This window comes from Paraburkholderia sp. C35, from assembly GCF_003121405.1.
In the GTDB taxonomy this organism is placed as follows: domain Bacteria; phylum Pseudomonadota; class Gammaproteobacteria; order Burkholderiales; family Burkholderiaceae; genus Paraburkholderia.
In genome coordinates this window covers 38,275-59,921 of sequence record NZ_QBUY01000003.1, presented here as the reverse complement: position 1 = coordinate 59,921, position 21,647 = coordinate 38,275, and the positions used below count along the sequence as shown (strand labels likewise).

The window sequence follows — 21,647 nt, the reverse complement described above, 5'->3', positions numbered from 1 at the left end:
ATGCGGATGAGGGGCCGCAAGTATAGCCGTGCGACCTATGCGCAATGCAAGGGCTTACAGGTCGTTACTTGAGAAATTTCGAGTGAATCGGCAGAAGCGTCACGACGCGATTCGGCACGGCAGGTTAATGCGCGATGCGTTGCTCGCGTGGCAGGGAAGCGTACAGGTTCGACGTGAAGCGAAAGCCCGCGCGCGAGGGGCGTGCGACGCGGGCGTGAATAGCAAGCAGGCTTAGCGTCCGAACACGCTGTGCTCGGCGTTGACGGGCAAGCGGTCGACGGCCTGCAGGCGCCAGTAGCCGTTCATCGGCGTGTGCGTCCGGTCCGACGACCACGCCGCGCTGCCTTGCACCGAACTGACGCGCTGCCGTCCATCCACGTGCAGCCCATTCAAGGTGCATAAAGGTGCCTCTGCGCTCGGCGCGCAGAGCCGGGTGACGCCGTTGTCGTCACGAAGTTCGCCCCATGGAGGCAGGTCGATCCCATCGTGTGCTTCTCTCGACCAGCGGCGCTCTTCTGTATCGAGCCAGAGCACGGCGTAATCGTGATTGACGGTGGGGTCTGAACCGTTGATCAATATTGTCAGCCGCATGCAGAAATCCCCCGGTGGAAATTGAGTATGTGCGCTTCCTCAGTCTACTGCGGGCTGACCGTTATGCAAGGCAAACAGCGATTGGTTACATTGAAAACCCAATTGGGAACGCATCACTGGACGAGCGGCTTGCGATACACCACGAAGCCCGACAGATCGGCGATCTTGTCGTAGAGCTGCATCGCTGTCTTGTTGGTCTCATGCGTGAGCCAGTAGACGCGTTCGGCGTGCGCAGACTTTGCCGTTGCATAGACGGCCTCGATCAATGCGCGGCCTACGCCTTTGCCGCGCTCCGATTCGAGCGTGAACAGATCGTGCAGATAGCACGTCGGTCCCGCCATCAACGTGCTGCGGTGATACAGATAATGCACGAGACCGACCAGCGAGCCGTCGGCGCGTTCGGCAACCATGGCATGCATCGGTTCGAGGCCATCGAAGAAGCGCGACCACGTGAGTTGCGTGATCTCACGCGGCAGTGCCGTTTCATCGAAGCGGCCATAGAAGCGGTTATAGCCGTCCCACAAGGGCAGCCATGCTGCGTAATCGGCGGGGACGACGGGGCGGATCTTCACAGCTTGCGTCACGGGTAGCGCTCCTTGCTTATATCGACAGGTATCGCCGTAGCATAGGGTTTCTGTGGCACCATTGTTAGCTCCACGTCGAATGCAAAATCTGGAGCCACGCAATTGGATTACGGGCTGTTGATGTCGAGCTTCGCGAGCGAAGCGCCCGGCCGCAAGTTCACGCAGCAAAGCTTGCTTTACGAAAGCCTGCGTCACGCCATTCTGAACGGCGACATTCGCCACGGCAGTCAGCTCGTGCCGACGCGCGCGCTCGCGGAGCAACTCGGTATTGCGCGCAACTCGGTGCTGTACGCGTATGAACGGCTGGCCGAAGAAGGATTTATCGCGGCGAGCCGGCACGGATCGGTGGTCAGTTGCGTGGCGCTGCCCGATGCGAACGCGTCGGCCACCATCGAGCCGCCCGTCAGCCGTCTGTCGCAGCGCGTCGCGAGCTTGCCGCGCGATCGCGGCACGCGCGGCGTGCCTTCACCGTTCCAGGCGGGCGTCCCCGCGCTCGACGAGTTTCCCGTTGCGCAATGGCGTGCGTCGATGGAACGCGCGTGGCGAGCCGTCGATGCACGCGATCTCGGCTATGGCTATCACGCCGGTCACCCGTCGCTCAGGCGCGCAGTGGCCGAATATGTGCGCGTGTCGCGCGGCGTGCGCTGCACGGCTGAGCAGGTGTTCATCACGTCGGGCACGCATACCAGCCTCGATCTGTGCGCGCGCATGCTCGCCGATCCTGGCGCCACCGCATGGCTCGAAAACCCCGGCTATCAGGGCGCGCGCATCGCGTTTCAGGCGGCTGGCCTGAACATCGTGCCGATTCCCGTCGATGCAAACGGCCTCGCGCCCACCGACACACACTGGCAGCACACGCCGCCGCGCATCGTGTACATCACGCCGTCGCATCAGTATCCGCTTGGCAGCGTACTGAGCCTTGAGCGCCGCTGGTCGATCATCGACAACGTCGTCGAGCGCGGCGCGTGGATCATCGAAGACGACTACGACAGCGAACTGCGTCACAGCGGCCCGCCGCTACCGTCGGTGCAGGGCTTGCGCGAGGCGGCGCCCGTGATCTATCTCGGCACCTTCAGCAAGACCATGTTCCCGGCATTGCGCATCGGCTTCATGATCGTGCCGGCGGCGCTTGCTGCGGAGATCGGCGGTGTGATCGGCGAGATGTCGCGCCAGGGGCGCGTTGCGGATCAGATCGCGCTGGCGGATTTCATCGAAAGCGGCAAATATGCGCGACATTTGCGACGCATGCGCCGCATCTATCAGCAGCGCCGCGAAGCGATGGTCGGTGCAATCTACACGCACATGAACGATCTCGTGACGGTGTCGTCGGATGGCAGTGGCATGCATCTGACGATGCGCCTCGACGCGCCGCTTCAGGACCGCGACGTGAGCGCGGCGCTGCGCGAGCAGCGCATCTCGGTGTCGCCGTTGAGCACGTATTGCCATCAGGGCGAAGATGCGCGGCACTACAACGGCTTCATGCTCGGCTATGCGGGCGTGCGGCCCGAACAGGCCGACAGGCTGGTTAGTGAACTCGGTGCTGCGATTCGCGCTCTGATGAATTGAAGCGCGATTCCAAGGGAGAACCACGATGAACCACAACGAAACACTCGGCGTTTTCGACGGCACGCAGGCCGTGCGTTTCGAGCGTCTGCTGCCCGGCCCGATCGAGCGCGTATGGGTCTGGCTCACTGAGTCCGACAAGCGTGGCCAGTGGCTTGCATCGGGTGTGTTGCCGGTGCAGCCAGGTGGCGATTTCATGATGCATTTCGATCACTCGCTGCTGTCGGCGACACCCGAACTGCCGCCCGAGCCTTACCGGCAATACGCGGGTGGACACGATTCGCTGCACCGCCTGTTGCGCTTCGAGCCGCCGCACGTGCTTGCATTCACGTGGGGCAGCATTCAGGACAATCTGTCGGAAGTGACCTTTGAACTCTCCGAAGCAGGCGAGCACGTGAAGCTCGTGCTGACGCATTGCAACCTTTCCGGCCGCGATGAGCAACTCGATGTCGGCCCTGGCTGGCATAGCCATCTCGACGTATTGCGCGAACGTTTGAACGGCTCCGCGCCAGCTTCGTTCTGGACGATGTTCGAGGGCATCAAGGCACGCTATGACGCGCTCTGAGCGCTGCACGCGTATCCGCAAGTGTGGAAGCCGTATCTGATCCAGTTGATGAGCGCTAGTTGAGGCGCTTGCAGGAGGCCGGCTGCGTTGTCCGCGCGGCGAGTGCGATAATCGGCATTCGCCCCAAAATGCAGAGCTGGAGAATAAAGTGAGCCGCATCGACAACCACACACGCGACCAGGAAGCCGGCGTCGCCGATTCCACCCAGGACATTACGCGCATCGACGATACGCGCATCGGCGCAGTGCGCCCGCTGATCTCGCCCGCGCTGCTGCTCGACGAACTGCCGTGCCCGCCCGGCGTGCAGACGCTGGTCGAAAAGAGCCGCGTCGAAATCGCCGATATTCTGCATGGCCGCGATGACCGTCTGGTCGTCGTCGTCGGTCCGTGCTCGATTCACGATCACGAGCAGGCGATGGAATACGCCCGCAAGCTGAAGACAGCCGCCGCAGCGCTGCGCGACGATCTGCTGATCGTGATGCGCGTGTACTTCGAAAAGCCGCGCACGACGGTGGGCTGGAAGGGCTATATCAACGATCCGCGTCTGGATGGCAGCTTCCGTATCAACGAAGGACTGCGCCGCGCGCGTGAGTTGCTGCTGGAAATCAGCGGCCTCGGTTTGCCGACGGGGACGGAGTTTCTCGATCTGCTGAGTCCGCAGTACATCGCGGATCTGATCGCGTGGGGTGCGATTGGTGCGCGCACGACGGAAAGCCAGAGCCATCGGCAACTGGCGTCGGGGTTGTCGTGTCCGATCGGTTTCAAGAACGGTACGGATGGCGGCGTGCAAATTGCGGCGGATGCGATCGTTGCCGCCGCTGCGAGCCACGCGTTCATGGGCATGACGAAGATGGGCATGGCCGCGATCTTCGAGACGCGCGGCAATGACGATGCTCACGTCATCTTGCGGGGCGGCAAGAAGGGGCCGAACTATGACGCTGCCGGCGTCGAAGAAGCGTGCGCTGCGTTGCGTAAGGTCGGTCTGCGCGAGCAGGTGATGGTCGATTGCTCGCATGCGAATTCGAACAAGTCGCATGAGCGGCAGATCGAAGTGGCGAAGGATCTGGCGAATCAGCTGACAGGCGGTGAAAAGCGGATTATCGGTGTGATGATCGAGAGTCATCTTGAAGCTGGGCGGCAGGATCTGAAGCCCGGTGTGCCGCTTGCGCGTGGTGTGTCGATTACGGATGCGTGCATTGGCTGGGCGCAGACTGAGCCTGTGCTGGATGTGCTGGCCGAAGCTGTTCGGGCGCGGCGTAAGGCTGCTGTTTGAGCGTGGCGGCGCGTCGGCAGGTTGGTTCGATTACGGGCAGTATGGTGTTTTATAGCGCTCCGTTTTTCCGGCATGTGGAGGTTTATGAGTACCGCGAATCCCTATTCGAAAACCGCGCCGAGCCGCGCTGATGTCGATGCGATGGCTGGTGTGACTGTGGTTGAGTTCGGCACCGACTGGTGCGGGTTTTGCCAGGGCGCGCAGCCTGTTATTGGCGAGGCGTTTGGATTTCATCCGGGTACGCGACATCTGAAGATCGAGGATGGGCCAGGGCGCGCGCTCGGGCGGTCGTTTAAGGTGAAGCTGGGGCCGACGCTGATTTTTATGCGGGATGGGGTTGAGGTGGCGCGTGTTGTTCGGCCTACTGGTGTTGCGGAGATTGAGGAGGGGTTTGTTGCTGTGGGTTGATGTGGGGTGCCTAGGTTTCGTGCGCTGGCGTCCGCGGTTTGTTAGTGGTTTGCTAGCGTTGCCCCTGTGCGGGGCGGCACCTACTTTTCTTTGCCGCCGCAAAGAAAAGTAGGCAAAAGAAAGCGGGCCAACACCGCCAGCACTTGTTATTGCCCACGGGCCCCCAGCGGCCCCGTCCTGTTCGTGGTAACGCTCTTCTCCTTGCCCGCTGCCAGCGCTCCGAGTTAACGCATCACCACCTTCAATTACCCGTAGTACTGCCAGCGGAAGCGAACCGTTATCGCCGCCCAGGTGGCAAACTGTGTGTCGGCTTGTGGTGCTTCAGCTTCTGGTGCTTCAATTCGTTTGTTTAGTCCTTTTGGGGTTCCCCAAACAGACTACCCAAATCCTTCACCTCTTCCGACAAGTTGTACTCCTTCTGCACCGCTTTCAGCGCCGCCTCCACTGTCCTTTCGAACCCGATCGCGTTGCCGAAATGCTTCATCGTCCAGTTGCAGCCGCTTGCGTCCGCTTCCTGCATCTGCGGACGCGGCACACGAATTTTCACGCCATCCTCAACGACTTCCGGCGCGCGATGAATGCGGCGGTTCACCTCGTCCTGTAGCTGCGAAGCAGTGCGTGTCTTGCGTAGCATGGCGTCTCCATACGGTCTTACGGATAGCCCAACAGTCTAGCGCAACCCCTTCACTCGAACCGCTTGCGATCATGCAGTCCGCTGAAATCCTGCACAGGACCAAGCGGCACGATTCCCGTCGGATTCACCGAGCGATGGCTCTCGTAGTAATGACGCTTGATGTGCTCGAAATTTACCGTCGCCGCCACACCGGGATGCTGATAAATATCCCGCGTATAAGCCGACAGGTTCGTGTAGTCGTCGATGCGCCGCAGATTGCACTTGAAGTGCCCGAAGTACACAGCGTCGAAGCGGATGAGCGTCGTGAATAACCGGATGTCCGCTTCCGTCAGCCGGTTGCCCGTCAGAAAACGCTGCGTCGACAGTTTCCGCTCCAGCCAGTCGAGCGTGTCGAACAACGGCATCACCGCTTCTTCATACGCGGCCTGCGTCGTCGCGAAGCCCGACTTGTACACGCCGTTGTTGACCGTGTCGTAGACGCGCGCGTTGATCGCGTCGATCTCCGCGCGCAGCGGCGGCGGATAGTAGTCGCCCGGCTCCGCGCCCAGTTCGTCGAACGCCGAGTTCAACATGCGGATAATCTCCGACGATTCATTGCTGACAATCGTCCTCCGATGCTTGTCCCACAAGATCGGCACAGTCACGCGGCCCGTGTAGTGCGGATCGGCGGCAACGTACACGTCGCGCAGATACTTCGCGTGATTGAGCGAATCCGGCACCACGCCCGGTCCATCGGCGAAGGTCCAGCCGTCCTCCAGCATCAGCCAGTGCACGACCGACACGCTGATCATGTCTTCCAGACCCTTCAGCGCGCGCATGATCAGCGTGCGATGCGCCCACGGACACGCGAGGCTCACGTACAGGTGGTAGCGTCCCGCTTCCGCTTCGAAACCGTCGCTGCCGCTCGGTCCCGCGTCGCCGTCCGGCGTGACCCAGTTGCGAAAGATAGCGTCCGTGCGCACGAAGCGGCCGCCTGTCGATGCCGTGTCGTACCACTTGTCCTGCCATTTTCCGTCGACTAACAATCCCATGTCGGTGCTCCTTCCATCCTGCGTTTCCGGTCAGCGTGCCATGCGTGCCGCGACCGCGATGTTAGCCGCGCGGCAAGGCTTCGGCAGAAGACCCTATGATGGACCCCGGTTCGGGATTTGCCGTACGATTTTCCCGTTGATCTCATTCGACAGGTTCGCACATGTTGACGGATGAAGAGCTGGCCCTGCTCGAAGCGATACGCGAAAGCGGCAGCCTGTCGCGCGCCGCGGCGCGGCTCGGCAAAGCTCCGTCGACGGTATCGCATGCGGCGCGTCAGCTCGAAACGCGTTTCGACGCGCTGCTGTTCGACCGCCGCCGTTACCGGCTCCAACTGACGCCCGCCGGACAGCTGCTCGCCGAAGAGGCCGCTCGGCTGATGCAGGACGTGTCGCGCATGACGCAACGGGTGCGGCAGATCGCGAGCGGCTGGGAAGACCGTCTCTGGATCGTCGCCGACGAACTCATGGAGTTCGAGACCTTCATGCCCGTGGTGCACGCGTTCGACGCGCTGCAGTCGGGCGTCAAGCTGCGTCTGACCACGGAAGTGCTCAGCGGCACCTGGGACGCGCTGCGCGACGGCCGCGCCGATCTGATCGTCGGCGCGACCAATGAGCCGCCCGCGATTCCGGGGTTGCGCGGGTTCGAACTGGGCGTGGTCGACTGGGTGTTCGCCGTGTCGCCGCGACATGCTTTCGCGACTGTCAAGGAACCGCTGCGCCGCGAGCAGATTGCGAAGCAACGCGGTATCGTGGTCGCTGATTCGTCGCGGGCGAGCGGCCGCGCGTACGGCCTGCTCGGCGGGCAGACTTCGCTCGCGGTGCCCAGCATGCGTGCGAAAATCCTCGCCCAGCGCGACGGCCTCGGCGTCGGCTGGCTGCCACGTCAGCGCGTCGCGTCGATGCTCAAGCGCGGCGAACTGGTCGAAAAGAGCACCGCCGATCCGCGGGAACCGAACGTGCTATACGTTGCATGGCGCGGCGATCAGGAAGGCCGCGCGCTGAAGTGGTGGCTCGACCAGCTGCGCGAGCCGCGCCTCGCGAAGCGGCTGGTGCAGGGCGTCGACCAGTTTGCCTGACGGTTTGGCATACATACGGCCGTCAGGCATCAGACAGGAAACAGACGGTAATACGGGCGGGAATGCGACGGAAACGGGCGGGTGCTACGTTGAAGGAATAAAGCGCCCAGGCGAGGCGTTCTGTTGACAAGACGAAAGCAATGCGCCGCCGACATGATCGGCACGATCCATCCGCTGGCTTGCACATCGCTTTCGCCGTCCCTACCGATTTCCAACCAGAACGGCTCATGAACACATCGACTACTTCCCGCACGGCCTCGCGCGACAGCATCGAATCGCAGGCCACGCCGGCGTCCCGCTACACCCGCACGGCGATGATCCTGCACTGGCTCATCGCCGCGCTGATCATCGTCAATGTGGTGCTCGGCCTGTCCGCCGATTCGCTGCCCGACGGCTGGGTGCGCCCCGTGATCGACACGCACAAGTCGATCGGCATCACGGTGCTCGGCCTCGCGCTGCTGCGCGTGCTGTGGCGCGTGTCGCACCGGCCGCCGGCGCTGCCGCGCGAGTTTCCATCGTGGGAACGGATGGCCGCGCATGTCGCGCACTTCCTGCTGTATTTCCTGATGATCGCGCTGCCGTTGTCGGGCTGGATGCACGACTCGGCGTGGAAAGCGGCGGCGACGCATCCGATGCACCTGTTTGGCGTGATCCCGTTTCCGCGCATCGGCTTTATCATGAATCTCGATCCTGCCGTCAAAGAACCGTTGCACGACAAATTCGGCATGCTGCACACGTATCTCGGCTATGCACTGTATGCGTTGCTCGCGATGCATATCGGCGGCGCGCTGAAGCATGAACTGCTGGACCGTCATTCCGTCATCAAGCGGATGGTGCCGTAATGGATATCGACGTGATCGACGATGCCACGCTCAGCGACGACGTCACGCTGACCAATCACAGCCTGTCCGGCGAGCCTGCCGTTGAGCGCCCGCGGGCTTCGCTGCGAGAAGCGCTCGCCGCCGCCTCGCCGCGCATCAATCCGCGCAAGGGCACGTGGCAAAGCGCCGTGATTCACGGCAGTGTGACGGCGCTGTGGCTGCTGCTGTTCGCGCGTGCGTTCTTCCTGCATGGCGCGCTGGCGTGGTCGACGGGTATTGCTTACGTGCTGTACGACACGCTGCTGCTCGCGTTCGTCACCTGGAAGACCTTGCCGCTGATCCGCCGGTCGCTGCCTGCGCGCCGCCCGGTTGAGGCGGCGAAATTGCCGTCGATGGGCGTGATCGTCGCCGCGCACAACGAAGCGGCCGTGCTGCCCGTGACGCTCGCGGCTTTGCTGCGGCAGACGCACGGCCCGGCGCAGATCGTGATCGCCGACGACGGCTCGACCGCCGGCACGCGCGATCTCCTCACCGGCCGTTTCGGTCTGACGGAACCCGCGCAGGGCGAACTGAGCGCGCCGAGCAGCCGCTATCCGAACCTGTACTGGCTGCGCGTGCCGCACGGCGGCAAGGCGCTCGCGCTGAACGCCGCGATCGAGGTGATGACGACGGAAACCGTCATGACCGTCGACGCCGACACGCTGCTGGCCGATAACGCCACGCTGGCCATGCGCGCTGCCTTCGCGCAGTCGCCGAAGCTGGTCGCGGCGTCGGGCATTCTCGTGCCGGTCTGCAACCGCACGGCGAGCGGGCGCGTGTTCCAGTGGTTCCAGAACTACGAGTACATGCGCAACTTCATCGCACGTTTCGCGTGGATGCGGGCCGATAGCCTGCTGCTGGTGTCGGGCGCGTTTGCGTCGTTCCGGCGCGAGGCGCTGGTCGCCGTCGGCGGCTTCGACGCGCAATGTCTTGTCGAAGATTACGAGCTGATTCACCGCCTGCGGCGCTATTCCGTCGATCGCGATCTCGGCTGGGATGTGCGCGTGGTCGGCGACGCGCATGCGCAGACGGAAGCGCCTGCCACGCTCGGCGCGTTCCTGCGCCAGCGCCGCCGCTGGTTTGCGGGCTTCCTGCAAACGCAATACTGGAACCGCGACATGACGGGCAATGCCCGCTACGGCACGCTCGGCCGGCTGATGCTGCCCGTAAAAGCGTTCGACACGATGCAACCCATCTACGGCCTGACGGCGTTTGCGCTGCTGCTCGGCTTCGTGTTCGGCGGACACGGGCCGATCGTCGTGTCGATCTTCAGCGTAATCGGCCTGAAGACGGCCATCGACCTGGCGTTTTATGTGTGGAGCATCCATCTCTACCGTCGCTGGACGGGGCTGACGCACGGCACCAGCCTGCCGATGGCCGTCGCGGCCGCCATCGCCGAGCCGTTCACGTTCCAGCTGCTGCGTCACACGGGCGCAGCGCTCGGCTGGCTGCAGTTCCTGCGCGGCGGCAAGGCGTGGGGCACGCAGCACCGCTCGGGCCTCGTCGGCGCGACGCAGACAGAGCAGCCGCTCAGCACGCACTGAGCGTTGCGCCTGCAACGACCCGGCGCGGCGGCGCGATTCCTCCGCTTCGCTGCCGCCGCCGGGACTGGAATTTGCTGATCTGGAGGCGACGCACGTTGCCTACCTGCGGTCAGCCCTCATGATTCTCCCTGGCGACTTCTAGTAGACTGATCGGCGACACCGGTTTTCTAACTATCAAACCGGCCCGGTCCGAGCGACCGGCCGACCGTTGTGCCAGGAGGCCTCATTCATGCATGTCGTCGCTCCGTTGGACAGCAATTCCACCGATAACCCGTCCAAACCGGCCGTGCGCGACCTGCGCCGCGTCGATATTCACCCCGATTACTGGTATCCCGTTGCATGGTCGCGCGAAGTGAAGCGCGGGAAAACGCTCGCCGTGCGCTTTGCCGGCGAGCCGATCGTGCTGGCGCGCAGCGAAGCCGGCAAGGCATTCGCGCTGGAAGACCGCTGTGCACACCGGCAAGTGCCGCTGAGCGGCGGTGTGGTGGACGGCGAGGCGATCCGTTGCGGCTATCACGGCTGGACCTACGACTGTTCGGGCAAATGCATCGATGTCCCGTATCTCGGTCGCGAGCGCCTGCCGAACGGCGTGCGCGCGTATCCGTGCCGCGAATCCGAAGGGTTGATTTTCGTATTCCCCGGCGATGCCACGCTCGCCGAGACGACGCCGTTGCCGCCGCTCGGCTCGGTCGCCGACAAGGCGTACAAGACGCGGCGCTTTGGCCGCGAGGTGGGCTGCCATTATTCGTTCATGCACGAGAACCTGATGGACATGAACCATCAGTTCCTGCACCGCAAGCAGATGGGCAAGATGCGCGCGCGCTCGCTCGGACGCCGCCGCGGCGACGACTGGGTCGAAGTGGACTACACGTTTTCGCGTGAAGAAGGCCAGCAGCCGATCGGCGAGGCGCTCGTGTTCGGGCAGAGCCGCAACAAGACGAAGGTCGAGCACAAGGACGTGATGACGATCCGCACGCAGTATCCCTATCAGACGCTGCAGATCCGCACGTCCGAGGGTTCGCTGGTGATGGATCTGTGGATCTGCTACATCCCGCTCGACCGCGAGCAGCGCACCAACCGCACGTTCGGCCTGCTGTCGGTCAAGCGGCCGAAGATCGGTGCCTTGCTCGACATCGCGTGGCCGTTGCTGGTGTGGTTCACCGAGCGCATCTTCAAGGAGGACCGCTGGATCGTCGAGCTCGAGCAGGCGGCTCACGACGCGCAGGGCGCCGACTGGAACCACGAAGTCTTCCCGGTGATCAACGAGTTGCGCGATCTGCTGCGGCAATGCGGCGCGCCCGTGGCGCGGCGGGTGATTCCCATCGAGCCTTCGGCCGAATCCGTGGCCATGTGAGCGTGGCTTCCATTAGCGTCCGGGCGGCGTTTCAAACGCCATTGATCGGACGTTAGCGGCGTCGGACGCTGTAACGTTCGGCGCCTCGCATTCGGCATGACTTTCCCGGCGCGCATCCGGCTGCGCGCGCGTTCGATTCTTCGACAATGCGTTATGCTTGAATTGCCTGCCCGCTATCGGGCGGGCGCGGCGTTTTGCTCGAAGGAGGCTGTCTCATGTCCGAGGATGGCGACGCAGCTCCGCCGATCGCGGATCTGCAAATCATATCGACGCGCGTGCTCGACTATCCGCGCGATCTCGTGTTCAAGGCCTGGACTGAGCCGGCCCATCTTGCGCACTGGTGGGGGCCGAAGGGCTTCACCAATTCCTTCCACGAATTCGATCTGCGTCCGGGCGGCAACTGGCGCTTCGTCATGCACGGGCCGGATGGCGTCGACTACAAGAACCACAGCGTATTCGTCGAGGTCGCCGCGCCTGAACGGATCGTGTTCGACCATATGTCGGGTCCGTACTTTCGCGTCACCGTCACGTTCGACGCGCTGGGCGACGCGCAAACGCGCATCACGTTCTGCATGCTGTTCGAAACGCCCGCCGTGTGCGCGCAGGTGAAGACCTTCGCCGTCAAGGCGAACGAAGAGAACTTCGACCGCTTGCAGAAGGAACTGAAGCGGATGGTCTGAGCGGGCTTCACGCTTCTAGCCGTGTTATTTCGATTGCGCCAATAGACAACGCGCCCGCGTTCCGAAGAACGCGGGCGCGCCGTGGTCGCCTCGCGGGCCCGAGCTTACGGCTGGATGATCGTACGCATCACCCGGCCGCGCTTCGTGTCTGATTAGAAGCGGTGACGCATGCCAACCGATGCCACACCTTGACGGCGCGAGCTCGAGACACCCGTCGTGTCGCCGTTGCTGACGACTGCGGGAATCGCGTTGTCCGGAGAGCTGACGATCTGATACACGCCTTGCACGTAGACGTCCGTGCGCTTGGACAGCGAGTAGTCGCCTTGCAGGCCGATCTGGTTTGCGTGGAAGCGGTCGTCGCCGAGGTCGCCGTTGCTGTACGTGTAGGCAACGCCCAGACCCAGAGCCGGCGTGACGTTGTACTTTGCGTTGGCTTCGTAGTTGTTGACGTGAGCCGAAGCCGACGAACCCGTGAGGTTGTCGACGCGCGCTTGCGTCCACAGCAGGCCGACGACAGCCGGGCCGAACGCGTAGCTCGCGCCGACGCCGAATTCACGCTGACGGTACGACACGCCTGCCGGCAGGTCGAGGCCGCTCAGATCTGCGCCCGTCGTCGCGCCGACAGCGGTGCTATTCGGGTTGTTCTGCTGGGCATAGCCGGCGCCGACGCGCAAGCCAGCGTACTGATAACCTGCGCCGAAGCTGTACGCGCGGTTATTCGCGAACTGCGAACTGTTCGAGAAGCCATACGTGCCGCCGAACGAGAGGCCAGCATAGTTCGCGCTCGTGAACTTGATCGAGTTGTTGGTCGCGTTCTCGCTGTTCTTGTCGAGGTTATCGAGATTGCCGAAGTGCGCGAAGTTCGTGCCGCCCCACGTACCCGTTGCCGACACCGGCGCCAGGAAGTCTTGCGATGCATCGAACTGGCGGCCCAGCGTGCCCTTACCAGCCTGGCTCGACAGGCCGACGTAGGCCTGGCGCGAGAACATCTTGCCGCTGTTCGCTTGCGAGCCGTTGTTCAGGTTGAAGCCTTCTTCCAACGTGAAGACCGTCTTCAGGCCGCCGCCCAGATCTTCGACGCCACGCAGGCCGAAGCGGTTTTCATCGATAGCGCCGCTGCCGAGTGCGAATTGCTTGTTGCCGTTGACGTTGCTCGTGTACGTGAGTGCGGCGTCCAGCGTGCCGTACAGCGTGACGCTGCTTTGCGCGTGGGCGACCGATGCGAACGAGGCAACCACTGCCGTCGCGATCAGAATCTTCTTCATCTGTGCTTCCTTCAGTTCTGGGGGCAATACGAGGCTTGAATACAAACGGACAAGCTATGCGTGCCACGTCCTGTACGAAGCAAGACCACCTGACTTGCCCTGTTTAGGGAAGCGCAAGTATAGAAAGGGACCCTAACTATCGATTGACATCGAAATTGGAAACGATCTATTTCTAAAAAAGAAATAAAGGTCGTGTGCGCTTGATTTGATTGAGTTTTTACGTGAGTCGATATTTTGAGATTTTATTGGTATAAATTTTATTGTTGTGATAAGACAACGAAAATATTCGATCTTCTATTTGAGATAAATCATATCTAAAAAATGAAGATCATGCAGTTTGTTGAATTAACCGAATGAGACCGGAAGAAAGCTGAAAAGCCTTGCGTATCGGTCGTTTCGAGCCGAAATGTGAATCTCGTCAGAGTGTGTTGAAGATCAAAAAACATAATGAACTTATTCGGCGAATTGCACTCTCGGAAACGGATCGTTTATCAAGATGATTGTTTAAAAAAGATAAGAATCAGTGCCGGAATTTGTGCGCATAAAACGCAAAAAATTGACATCGACGAATAACAAAAATTTTCGCTTTATAAAATAAACAAGATGAGGAATTGTTTGATAGAGAGCAAAGCGGCAATTGCGATCCAATTGCCGCCTTTTTAACGATTTTGCACAAATTCGAAAGCCGCTCACTTGCCCAGTTCGTGACCGATGATCCCGCCTGCCACGGCACCGCCTACCGTGCCCGCTGTACTGTGCGTCGTTTCATGACCGACATAGCCACCCGCTGCTGCGCCGCCGACGGTGCATCCGCTGACGAGCGGCACGATAGCCGCCGCCGCGATTGCGATGCGGACGATATAGCGCTTCAACATGTCGTGCTCCTGCATGGTTGAACATATCTGCCTCCAGCAAGCGTTGTGCCATTTCCATCAGCGGAATGCCCACTCGCGCGGCAGGCGTTTCCTCCTGCGATGCCACTTTGCTAGACTGCCTTCGCCAGCGGAATCAACGTCCGCTGCCTTCGCCGCCGCGCCATCCGTCCCACGAAGCACGGCCTCTCCCGAACGCTGCGGCCCCGACAACCGGAACTCGGAGTCACCATGTCATATATGCTGCTGATCGTCGAACCCACCGAGCAACGCGAGGAACGTGGCGAAGTCGCAGGCCGCGCCGTCTACGACCGCATGCTGAAGTACCGCGCCGAGCTGCAGTCGCGCGGACAACTGGTCGCGGCCGAATCGCTGGCGCCGAGCAGGAAGGGCGTGCGTCTCGAAAAACGCGATGGCGAGACGCGTTTGATCGACGGCCCGTTCGCCGAAGCGAAGGAAATGGTCGGCGGGTTCTTTCTGCTGAACGTCGATACCTACGAGGAAGCGCTCGCGCTCGCCGAACAATGTCCCGCCGCCGAGTGGTGCACCATCGAGATCCGCAAGGTCTCGCCCTGCTACGACTATTGACGTCGCATCACGCGACGATCGCCGATGCCTGAGCAAGGGTTTTCCCTGGCAATCCAGATTGTCGATTCGGACCCCCGCCGCCCGTCGTGGAAGTAGAAGCCGCCACGGGGCTTCCTTATTCACGAGGAGAGACGGCGATGCGATTCATGATTCTGGTGAAGGCCACGGCCGACAGCGAAGCGGGCAAGATGCCGGACCAGTCGCTGATTGCATCGATGGCGGCGTACCACGACGCGCTGCAGCAGGCGGGCGTACTGCTCGATGCATCCGGCTTGCAGCCGAGCGCGAAGGGTTGGCGCGTGCGTTATGGCGACGGCAGGCGCACGGTCACGTCAGGGCCGTTTGCGGATACGGCCGCGCTGATCTGCGGCTACACCATGATTCAGGTGCGTTCGCCCGAAGAAGCGATGGAATGGGCGCGGCGTTTTCCCGCGCCGTCCGGCGAATACGCGGACGGAGAAATCGAAGTGCGCCAGATGTTCGATCTCGACGACTTCGAGCCAGCCCAGTCGATCGAACGCTTTCGCAACAGCGAAGGCGCAAACCGCTGACATTGCCACTGCGACTCATCAAGGATCGATCATGCACAAGCAAATCTATGTGAACCTCGCCGTGAACAGCGTGGAAAAATCGAAAGCATTCTTCTCGCAACTCGGCTTCACGTTCGACAGGAAGTTCACCAACGAGCAGGCCGCGTGCATGGTGATCGGCGAAAACATCTACGCGATGCTGCTCGCCAAAGACTTCTTCCAGACTTTCACGAAAAAAACGCTGTGCAATCCGAAGGAAAGCACAGAAGCGCTGATCTGTCTGTCATGCGACAGCCGCGCGCAAGTGGACGATCTCGTCGGCAAGGCGCTGGCAGCGGGCGGCGCCGTGCCGCGTCCGCCGCAAGATCACGGCTTCATGTACGAGCGCAGCTTCGAGGATATCGACGGGCATATCTGGGAACTCGTGTACATGGACCCGAACGCCGTGATGCCAGCGGCTGACGCGTCCTGAGGCCGCCGTGACGACGGCTGCGACCCATCGTGCCATCGAGGCAGTCTGGCGGATCGAATCCGCAAAAGTCATCGCTCACGTCGCGCGGATCGTGCGCGATGTCGGCGTGGCTGAAGAGCTCGCGCAGGACGCGCTGGTGGCCGCGCTCGAAACCTGGCCGCACGCCGGCGTGCCCGACAATCCGGGAGCCTGGCTGATGGCGACCGCAAAGAACCGCGCGCTCGACCGCTGGCGTCAGGATGCGCTGCACGCGCGCAAGCACGAGGAACTCGGCGCCGACATGGACGCGCGCGAGGCGCACATCGTGCCTGATTTCGTCGACTCGCTCGATGCCGCGCGCGCCGACGATATCGGCGACGATCTGCTGCGGCTGGTTTTCACCGCGTGTCATCCCGTGCTCTCGAAAGATGCGCGGGTCGCGCTCACGTTGCGCCTGCTCGGCGGCCTGACCACGGATGAAATCGCGCGGGCTTTTCTCGCGCCCGAGCCGACCATCGCGCAGCGCATCGTGCGGGCCAAGAAGACGCTGACGGCGGCGAAAGTGCCGTTCGAAGTGCCGCAAGCGAAAGACCGCGAAGTGCGGCTCGCGTCGGTGCTGGAAGTGATCTATCTGATCTTCAACGAAGGCTATTCGGCGACAGCAGGCGACGACTGGACCCGCCCGGCGCTATGCGAGGAAGCGCTGCGTCTTGGCCGCGTGCTGGCCGGTCTGATGCCCGACGAAAGCGAAGTGCACGGCCTGATGGCGTTAATGGAGATTCAGGCGTCGCGCATGCATGCACGTGTCGATGCGCAGGGGCGCCCCGTGCTGCTGCTCGACCAGGACCGCAGCCGCTGGGACTGGCTGCTGATCCGCCGCGGGCTGGCCGCGCTCGAGCGCTCGGAAGCGCTGGACGGCACACGCGGCCCATACACGCTGCAGGCCGCGCTCGCCGCGTGCCACGCGCGTGCCCGCACGGCGGCGCAGACGGACTGGGCGCAGATCGTCGCGCTCTACGATGCGCTTGCCGAAGTTGCGCCGTCGCCGGTTGTCGATCTGAATCGCGCGGTGGCCGTCGGCATGGCGTACGGGCCGATGGCCGCGCTAGAACTCGTCGATGCGCTTGCCGACGAGCCGTCACTCAAAAACTATCACTGGCTGCCGAGCGTGCGCGCCGATCTGCTCGCCAAACTCGGCCGCCGTGACGAAGCGCGCACCGAGTTCGAACGGGCTGCATCGATGACGCGCAACGGGCGCGAACGCGAACTGCTGCTCGAACGCGCGCGCGAAATGGGCGGCGCGCCGGGACGCATGCAATAGGCTTCAGCTCGTTACATGCATGAGCAGCGAGCGCACGAACGGAATCGCATGTTCGCCCGCCACCATGCCGAGCAGACCCAGCAGCGCGACGATAGGCGGCGCAGGCGATTTCACATCGACGATGTTGTACAGCAAGCCGACGACGACACCCGCCGCCAGCGACACGAGATACGGCTTCATACGAGTCTCCGGATTCGATTGGACGGCAGGCGTCACATGGTGATGACGACGCGCCCGCGCGTGCCGCCTGCGACGGCCGCATAGGCGTCGCGTGCCTGTTCGAGCGGGAAGGCTTGTGCGATCGACGGCGGCTGCAGCGCGCCGCTGTCGAACACGCTGGCCAGTTCCGTCATCAGCCGCGCCGAATCGGCGACGCCTAGCTTTGCGCTATCTGCGCCGAACAGTTGTGTCTCGTTGTGATAGAAATCGATCAGATCGAAATCGACGCGACGCTTGCCCGTCGCGCTGATCTCGACCACGCGGCCACGCCATTTGGCGAGCTTCAGCGCGGTTTCGAACGCGACGCCGCCGACAGCGTCGTACACGACATCCGCGCCGCCGAGTTCTTTCACGCGTTCAGCGGCGTGTTCGTCGAACGGCACGTAGTGATCGATCAGACGGCCTGCGGGCGAGTCTGCATCCGGCTCGCGCCGGTCGACGGCGATCACGCGGCAGCCGCGCGACTTCGCGATTTGCACCACGGCACCGCCAACGCCGCCACTCGCGCCGATCACGGCCACGGTTTCGCCCGCGACAAGCTGTGCATAATCGATCACGCCGAGCCACGCGACCACGAAGTTCACGCCGATCGCCGACGCCTGGTCGTGTGTGAGGGCGCGCGGCTTGCGCGAGAGTGCGCCGACGGGAACCTTGATGAATTGCGCGTGCGTGCCTTCGCGCGTGAAGCCGATGTCGCCGCCCGTGCCCCAGACTTCCGCGCCGCTCCATTCGGCGGGACCGTCGACCACGCCGCCGCTGAAATCGCGGCCCGGCGTGCGTGGCAGCGTCGTGTGGCTGAAGTGGCCCGAGAGGTTTTTCACGTCGCTCGGATTCACCGAGGCGGCTTTCACCTGCACGATCGCGCTGTCGGCGTCGGCGGTGGGTGTCGGCAAATCGATGAGGTTAAGGACTTCGGGGCCGCCAAAGGCGGTGAACTGGATCGCTTTCATTGCTGCTCCTGCGGAATCTGAAGGATTCGGTGGGGTTCGCGGGCTGTTTCACGAGGGGTGAATCAGCGTATGAAGGCAGTCTAATTGACCGGTGTGGCGCTGTGCGGACAAGTGCTTTCGAATACCGGACAGGGGCGGGCCGGTTCGACACGACGAGATTAATACGGGGAAATACATGAAGCGGCAGAAGGCAACCGACCTGCTAGGCGTAGACGGCTGCAAAGGCGGTTGGTACGCAGTGAAACAACACGCGAAAACAGGCGCAATCGAAACACGCATTTGCGAGTCCTTCGACGACGTGCTCGCGTGGGCACCCGCACCTGCCATCATCGCCGTCGATATGCCGATCGGTCTCTCATCGACTGGTGATCGCGCTGCCGATTCCGAAGCGAGGAAGAAGCTCAAGTGGCCGCGCAGCGCATCGGTATTTCAGACGCCAGTGCGTCAGACGTTAGGAAGCAAGGATTACGCAGAAGCCTGCGCGCATAACCGCGACATAACAGGCAAAGCAATCTCGCAACAGGCCTACAACATTCTCAGGAAGATCGCCGAAGTCGATCAGGCGTTGCGCGAGAGCGCAACGGACGCAGCGCGCGTTTTCGAAGTCCATCCGGAGCTTGCCTTCATGCAGCTTCGGATCGAACAGGGCGGTGAAGCGGCTGGTCTAAAGGAAGGTAAAACATCAGAAGCAGGCCACGCAAAGCGACAAGCCTTGCTCGTCCCTTTCTTTGGCGCGGCCTTGCAAACCGCACTCGACGAACGCATCGCGAAGCACGTCAAGAAAGACGACATACTCGACGCGTTCGCCGTGCTATGGAGCGCACGCCGCATCGCAGCGGGCAGCGCAGAGACGCTGCCCGAAAACGAGCCACGCGACAGCGCCAATCTGCCGATGGTGATCCGCTACTAACCGAACCTGACGATCACCAAAGGCTAAAAAAATCACTCCGCGCCGCGCACGATACGCAAGTCACGCTCGACGGCATTGCCCAGCGCGGCCAATGCCTTCTTGTACGCGTCGCTGTCGTAGGCTGCGAGCGCCTCTTCATAGGACGGAAATTCGATCACGACAGTGCGGTCCTTCAGTCCTTGCTCGCGCACTTCTTCGGCAAGTCCGCGCACGAGAAACTTGCCGCCAGCCGCCGTGACAGCCGGTAAGGCCAGTTGCGCATACGCGGCCAGTGCCGCCGGATCGTTCGTCTTGCGGTAGTGAGTAACCCAGTATCCCTTGCTCATTTCACGTTTCCTCAGGTTGAAGGTTTGGCTATGACGACGCCGGCCCGATCCAGCCTCCCGCGCCGTCAACGTCCACGATTCTCGCTCAAGCGCCGCCAGCGCGCTCGCCGAAGCCAGGCGAGGCAGCGGACTCAGGACTTTAACGTAACGGCGCAGCCGGCATCGCCAGCGTCGCGTGAGGATCGAAATCAGTCGGCGGCGAGCCGAGTTCGCGACGGAACATGTCGCTGAAGCTGCTCGGCAGATAACCGAGCTCGCGTGCGATGCTGCTGACCGCGCGCCCTTCCGCGAGACCCGACACGGCGACGGCCAGTTGCACCTGCCTGCGCCATTCCGCAAAGCCGATGCCCAGCTCGCGGGTGAAGAGCCGCGCGAGCGTGCGCACGCTCGCGCCCACCGACGCGGCGTGCTGCTCGAAACTGATCGCATTCGACGGATCGCCGATTACCGCGCGGCACAGCGCATCGAGCCGCCGGTCCGACGCGTCGGGCAGCGGGATGCGCAACGACGAGCGCGGCGCGTGTTCGAGTTCGAGCATCGTGAGCCGGTATGCGGTGCCGAGATAGTCCTCGTCGCGCGTCTGCGCGGCCTCATGTTCCGCAATCGACGCGATCAGCTCGCGCAGCAGACCATTGATCTCGAACACGTCGCTGCGCGCGCTCAGATGGCTGATGCTGCGCTCGTGGAAATACAGGTTGCGCATCTCGACGTCGCTCATCATGTGGATCGAGTGCTCGGTGCCGGCGGGCAGCCATACGGCGCGCTGCGGCGGCACCACGAGCGCTTCGCGTCCGGCCTCGACCCACATCACGCCCGATACCGCGTACAGCACCTGCGCCCACGTATGCGAATGCGGATCGATGCGCAGACCGCGCGGATAGTGGCGCGCGAGCGAATGGCCCTTGTCTGCGTCCTGCAGGGCGGGTGGCGTAGCTTGCGTCATGGTTCAGCGCTTGTTGTCGTGATCGCTTGCGTCATTGCTTTCGTCGATGAACGGCGAATCGGTGTCGGTGCCGCCCGACTGCAACGCGCTGCGCGCTTCTTCGGCGAGCTGCTCGTAGCGCCGCCGGAAACGCCCAAGATCCTTTTCATTCAGTTCCTCCAGATCGAGCAGCGCATTGTGCGCGCCGTCCAGTGCGCGGATCAACTCGTCGAGCTTGATCTGCATCGCGGCCGTGTCGCGGTTCTGCGTGTTCTGGATCAGGAAGACCATCAGAAAGGTGACGATCGTGGTCGACGTGTTGATCACGAGTTGCCAGGTGTCGCTGAAGTGGAACATCGGCCCGCTGACGGCCCACACGATCACGAGCACCACCGCGATGACGAACGTCGCCGGCTTGCCGGCCATGGTGGAAAGGCCCGTCGAGAATTTCGAGAACCAGTTGCTGTTTGTCACGCGGCGCTCCTGTCGTGTGAAGTCGTCCCTCTCTGACGATACCCATTCCCCCATGCCCGCGCCACCGTGCTCCCGGCCACCGTGCTCCCGGCCCGCAAAAAATCTGCGACGGATTTTCGTGGCTCGCGCGTTTAACTCTCAAACCGGCTGTTTTTGGGCCGGGCATCGCCTCAAGGGAGAACGCAATGAACATGCAAAAACTGGTCCGCATCCTTGCAGCAGGCGTGGTCGCGCTGAGTGCGTCGGCGGCGTTTGCGCAGGCGGTGATCGTCGCGCCGATGGCGCCGCCGCCGCCACGCGCCGAAGTCATGCCGCCGCCGCGCGCCGGCTACGCGTGGGATCCCGGCCACTGGCGCTGGGCGGGCGGCCGCTATGTCTGGGTTGGCGGGCACTGGCAGGCGATGAATCCGGGTTATCGCTGGGTGCCGGGACACTGGGTCGCGCACGGTCCGAACTGGCGCTGGGTGCCCGCGCACTGGGCGCGCTGAGCGCGGCGAAGGGAGACTGAAAGCGATGAAGAAACTGCTTTTGATCGCGTTGCTCGCCGCGACGCTTGCGGGCTGTGTCGTCGTGCCGGGGCGGCCTTACTATTACCGGCCAGCCGTCGTCGTATATTGAGCGGGCGATAGCGGCGTGCGTGGCATGCATCGTGTGGT

The 21,647-nt window shown here is 62.7% G+C and carries 27 protein-coding genes; 16 read left to right on the top strand and 11 right to left on the bottom strand.

Going from position 1 to position 21,647, the window contains the following annotated elements; all coding sequences use genetic code 11:
• Positions 1 to 231: 231 nt before the first annotated feature.
• Together DK391_RS02655 and DK391_RS02650 are read right to left on the bottom strand one after the other, a co-directional pair.
• Positions 232 to 591, bottom strand: a complete 360-nt coding sequence (locus tag DK391_RS02655; RefSeq protein WP_109476441.1) for a DUF3564 domain-containing protein — start codon at positions 589 to 591, stop codon at positions 232 to 234.
• Between the two features lie 113 nt (positions 592 to 704).
• Complete coding sequence (locus DK391_RS02650; RefSeq protein ID WP_109476440.1) at positions 705 to 1,175, bottom strand: GNAT family N-acetyltransferase; 471 nt, start codon at positions 1,173 to 1,175, stop codon at positions 705 to 707.
• A gap of 102 nt (positions 1,176 to 1,277) precedes the next feature.
• Here DK391_RS02650 and DK391_RS02645 point away from each other — a divergent pair, with 102 nt between their 5' ends.
• From DK391_RS02645 to DK391_RS02630, 4 genes are all read left to right on the top strand, one after another.
• Positions 1,278 to 2,741: a PLP-dependent aminotransferase family protein gene (locus DK391_RS02645; RefSeq protein WP_109476439.1), complete on the top strand. Its 1,464-nt coding sequence runs from the start codon at positions 1,278 to 1,280 to the stop codon at positions 2,739 to 2,741.
• A 25-nt stretch (positions 2,742 to 2,766) separates the two neighbouring features.
• Positions 2,767 to 3,303, top strand: coding sequence for an SRPBCC family protein (locus DK391_RS02640; RefSeq protein ID WP_109476438.1), 537 nt, complete (start codon positions 2,767 to 2,769; stop codon positions 3,301 to 3,303).
• A gap of 148 nt (positions 3,304 to 3,451) precedes the next feature.
• On the top strand, positions 3,452 to 4,576 hold the full coding sequence (locus tag DK391_RS02635) for a 3-deoxy-7-phosphoheptulonate synthase (protein WP_109476437.1): 1,125 nt from the start codon (positions 3,452 to 3,454) through the stop codon (positions 4,574 to 4,576).
• Between the two features lie 84 nt (positions 4,577 to 4,660).
• Positions 4,661 to 4,984, top strand: coding sequence for a thioredoxin family protein (locus DK391_RS02630; RefSeq protein WP_109476436.1), 324 nt, complete (start codon positions 4,661 to 4,663; stop codon positions 4,982 to 4,984).
• Positions 4,985 to 5,333: 349 nt separating this feature from the next.
• Here the strand turns inward: DK391_RS02630 and DK391_RS02625 are convergent, their stop codons facing one another.
• The gene (locus DK391_RS02625) at positions 5,334 to 5,618 is read right to left on the bottom strand and encodes a hypothetical protein (RefSeq protein WP_109476435.1); all 285 of its coding nucleotides are present in this window, start codon (positions 5,616 to 5,618) and stop codon (positions 5,334 to 5,336) included.
• A 50-nt stretch (positions 5,619 to 5,668) separates the two neighbouring features.
• Complete coding sequence (locus DK391_RS02620; RefSeq protein ID WP_109476434.1) at positions 5,669 to 6,649, bottom strand: glutathione S-transferase family protein; 981 nt, start codon at positions 6,647 to 6,649, stop codon at positions 5,669 to 5,671.
• Between the two features lie 161 nt (positions 6,650 to 6,810).
• Here DK391_RS02620 and DK391_RS02615 point away from each other — a divergent pair, with 161 nt between their 5' ends.
• The 5 genes from DK391_RS02615 to DK391_RS02595 all read left to right on the top strand — a co-directional run bounded on the left by DK391_RS02615 (position 6,811) and on the right by DK391_RS02595 (position 12,163).
• Positions 6,811 to 7,725, top strand: coding sequence for a LysR family transcriptional regulator (locus DK391_RS02615; protein WP_109476433.1), 915 nt, complete (start codon positions 6,811 to 6,813; stop codon positions 7,723 to 7,725).
• Between the two features lie 227 nt (positions 7,726 to 7,952).
• Positions 7,953 to 8,567 carry a cytochrome b gene (locus DK391_RS02610; RefSeq protein WP_109476617.1) on the top strand — a complete coding sequence of 205 codons (615 nt, stop codon included), beginning with the start codon at positions 7,953 to 7,955 and terminating at the stop codon, positions 8,565 to 8,567.
• Positions 8,567 to 10,129 carry a glycosyltransferase gene (locus DK391_RS02605; RefSeq protein WP_109476432.1) on the top strand — a complete coding sequence of 521 codons (1,563 nt, stop codon included), beginning with the start codon at positions 8,567 to 8,569 and terminating at the stop codon, positions 10,127 to 10,129. Before DK391_RS02610 ends, DK391_RS02605 begins: the two co-directional genes overlap by 1 nt.
• Before the next feature lie 229 nt (positions 10,130 to 10,358).
• Complete coding sequence (locus tag DK391_RS02600; RefSeq protein ID WP_109476431.1) at positions 10,359 to 11,483, top strand: aromatic ring-hydroxylating dioxygenase subunit alpha; 1,125 nt, start codon at positions 10,359 to 10,361, stop codon at positions 11,481 to 11,483.
• A 215-nt stretch (positions 11,484 to 11,698) separates the two neighbouring features.
• Positions 11,699 to 12,163 carry an SRPBCC family protein gene (locus tag DK391_RS02595; RefSeq protein ID WP_109476430.1) on the top strand — a complete coding sequence of 155 codons (465 nt, stop codon included), beginning with the start codon at positions 11,699 to 11,701 and terminating at the stop codon, positions 12,161 to 12,163.
• Between the two features lie 152 nt (positions 12,164 to 12,315).
• Here the strand turns inward: DK391_RS02595 and DK391_RS02590 are convergent, their stop codons facing one another.
• Positions 12,316 to 13,428, bottom strand: coding sequence for a porin (locus DK391_RS02590; protein WP_109476429.1), 1,113 nt, complete (start codon positions 13,426 to 13,428; stop codon positions 12,316 to 12,318).
• 689 nt (positions 13,429 to 14,117) lie between these two features.
• Complete coding sequence (locus DK391_RS02585; RefSeq protein ID WP_109476428.1) at positions 14,118 to 14,303, bottom strand: glycine zipper 2TM domain-containing protein; 186 nt, start codon at positions 14,301 to 14,303, stop codon at positions 14,118 to 14,120.
• A gap of 228 nt (positions 14,304 to 14,531) precedes the next feature.
• On the opposite strand from DK391_RS02585, the gene DK391_RS02580 reads away from it, so the two are divergent.
• The 4 genes from DK391_RS02580 to DK391_RS02565 all read left to right on the top strand — a co-directional run bounded on the left by DK391_RS02580 (position 14,532) and on the right by DK391_RS02565 (position 17,190).
• Positions 14,532 to 14,888, top strand: coding sequence for a YciI family protein (locus tag DK391_RS02580; RefSeq protein WP_109476427.1), 357 nt, complete (start codon positions 14,532 to 14,534; stop codon positions 14,886 to 14,888).
• A gap of 137 nt (positions 14,889 to 15,025) precedes the next feature.
• On the top strand, positions 15,026 to 15,439 hold the full coding sequence (locus DK391_RS02575; protein WP_109476426.1) for a YciI family protein: 414 nt from the start codon (positions 15,026 to 15,028) through the stop codon (positions 15,437 to 15,439).
• Positions 15,440 to 15,470: 31 nt separating this feature from the next.
• Positions 15,471 to 15,890: a VOC family protein gene (locus DK391_RS02570; RefSeq protein WP_109476425.1), complete on the top strand. Its 420-nt coding sequence runs from the start codon at positions 15,471 to 15,473 to the stop codon at positions 15,888 to 15,890.
• Between the two features lie 7 nt (positions 15,891 to 15,897).
• Entirely contained in the window at positions 15,898 to 17,190 is a 1,293-nt protein-coding gene (locus tag DK391_RS02565; RefSeq protein WP_109476424.1) for an RNA polymerase sigma factor, read from the top strand.
• A gap of 3 nt (positions 17,191 to 17,193) precedes the next feature.
• On the opposite strand, the gene DK391_RS02560 is transcribed toward DK391_RS02565, so the two are convergent.
• Both DK391_RS02560 and DK391_RS02555 read right to left on the bottom strand, forming a co-directional pair.
• Positions 17,194 to 17,370 (bottom strand): DUF1427 family protein, encoded by a 177-nt coding sequence (locus DK391_RS02560; RefSeq protein ID WP_109476423.1) that lies wholly within the window; start codon positions 17,368 to 17,370, stop codon positions 17,194 to 17,196.
• A 32-nt stretch (positions 17,371 to 17,402) separates the two neighbouring features.
• Positions 17,403 to 18,359, bottom strand: coding sequence for an NADP-dependent oxidoreductase (locus DK391_RS02555; protein WP_109476422.1), 957 nt, complete (start codon positions 18,357 to 18,359; stop codon positions 17,403 to 17,405).
• 175 nt (positions 18,360 to 18,534) lie between these two features.
• Here DK391_RS02555 and DK391_RS02550 point away from each other — a divergent pair, with 175 nt between their 5' ends.
• Positions 18,535 to 19,269, top strand: a complete 735-nt coding sequence (locus DK391_RS02550) for a DUF429 domain-containing protein (RefSeq protein WP_109476421.1) — start codon at positions 18,535 to 18,537, stop codon at positions 19,267 to 19,269.
• A 32-nt stretch (positions 19,270 to 19,301) separates the two neighbouring features.
• Here DK391_RS02550 and DK391_RS02545 read toward each other — a convergent pair whose 3' ends face one another.
• The 3 genes from DK391_RS02545 to DK391_RS02535 all read right to left on the bottom strand — a co-directional run bounded on the left by DK391_RS02545 (position 19,302) and on the right by DK391_RS02535 (position 20,991).
• A complete protein-coding gene (locus tag DK391_RS02545) occupies positions 19,302 to 19,595 on the bottom strand; it encodes a DUF1330 domain-containing protein (RefSeq protein WP_109476420.1) in 294 nt (97 codons plus the stop codon).
• 139 nt (positions 19,596 to 19,734) lie between these two features.
• A complete protein-coding gene (locus DK391_RS02540; protein ID WP_109476419.1) occupies positions 19,735 to 20,538 on the bottom strand; it encodes a helix-turn-helix transcriptional regulator in 804 nt (267 codons plus the stop codon).
• 3 nt (positions 20,539 to 20,541) lie between these two features.
• A complete protein-coding gene (locus tag DK391_RS02535; RefSeq protein ID WP_109476418.1) occupies positions 20,542 to 20,991 on the bottom strand; it encodes a low affinity iron permease family protein in 450 nt (149 codons plus the stop codon).
• 185 nt (positions 20,992 to 21,176) lie between these two features.
• Between DK391_RS02535 and DK391_RS02530 the strand changes: the two genes are divergently transcribed.
• Both DK391_RS02530 and DK391_RS44075 read left to right on the top strand, forming a co-directional pair.
• Positions 21,177 to 21,479: a YXWGXW repeat-containing protein gene (locus tag DK391_RS02530; protein WP_109476417.1), complete on the top strand. Its 303-nt coding sequence runs from the start codon at positions 21,177 to 21,179 to the stop codon at positions 21,477 to 21,479.
• 25 nt (positions 21,480 to 21,504) lie between these two features.
• Positions 21,505 to 21,609, top strand: coding sequence for a lipoprotein (locus tag DK391_RS44075; RefSeq protein WP_162600654.1), 105 nt, complete (start codon positions 21,505 to 21,507; stop codon positions 21,607 to 21,609).
• Positions 21,610 to 21,647: the final 38 nt, after the last annotated feature.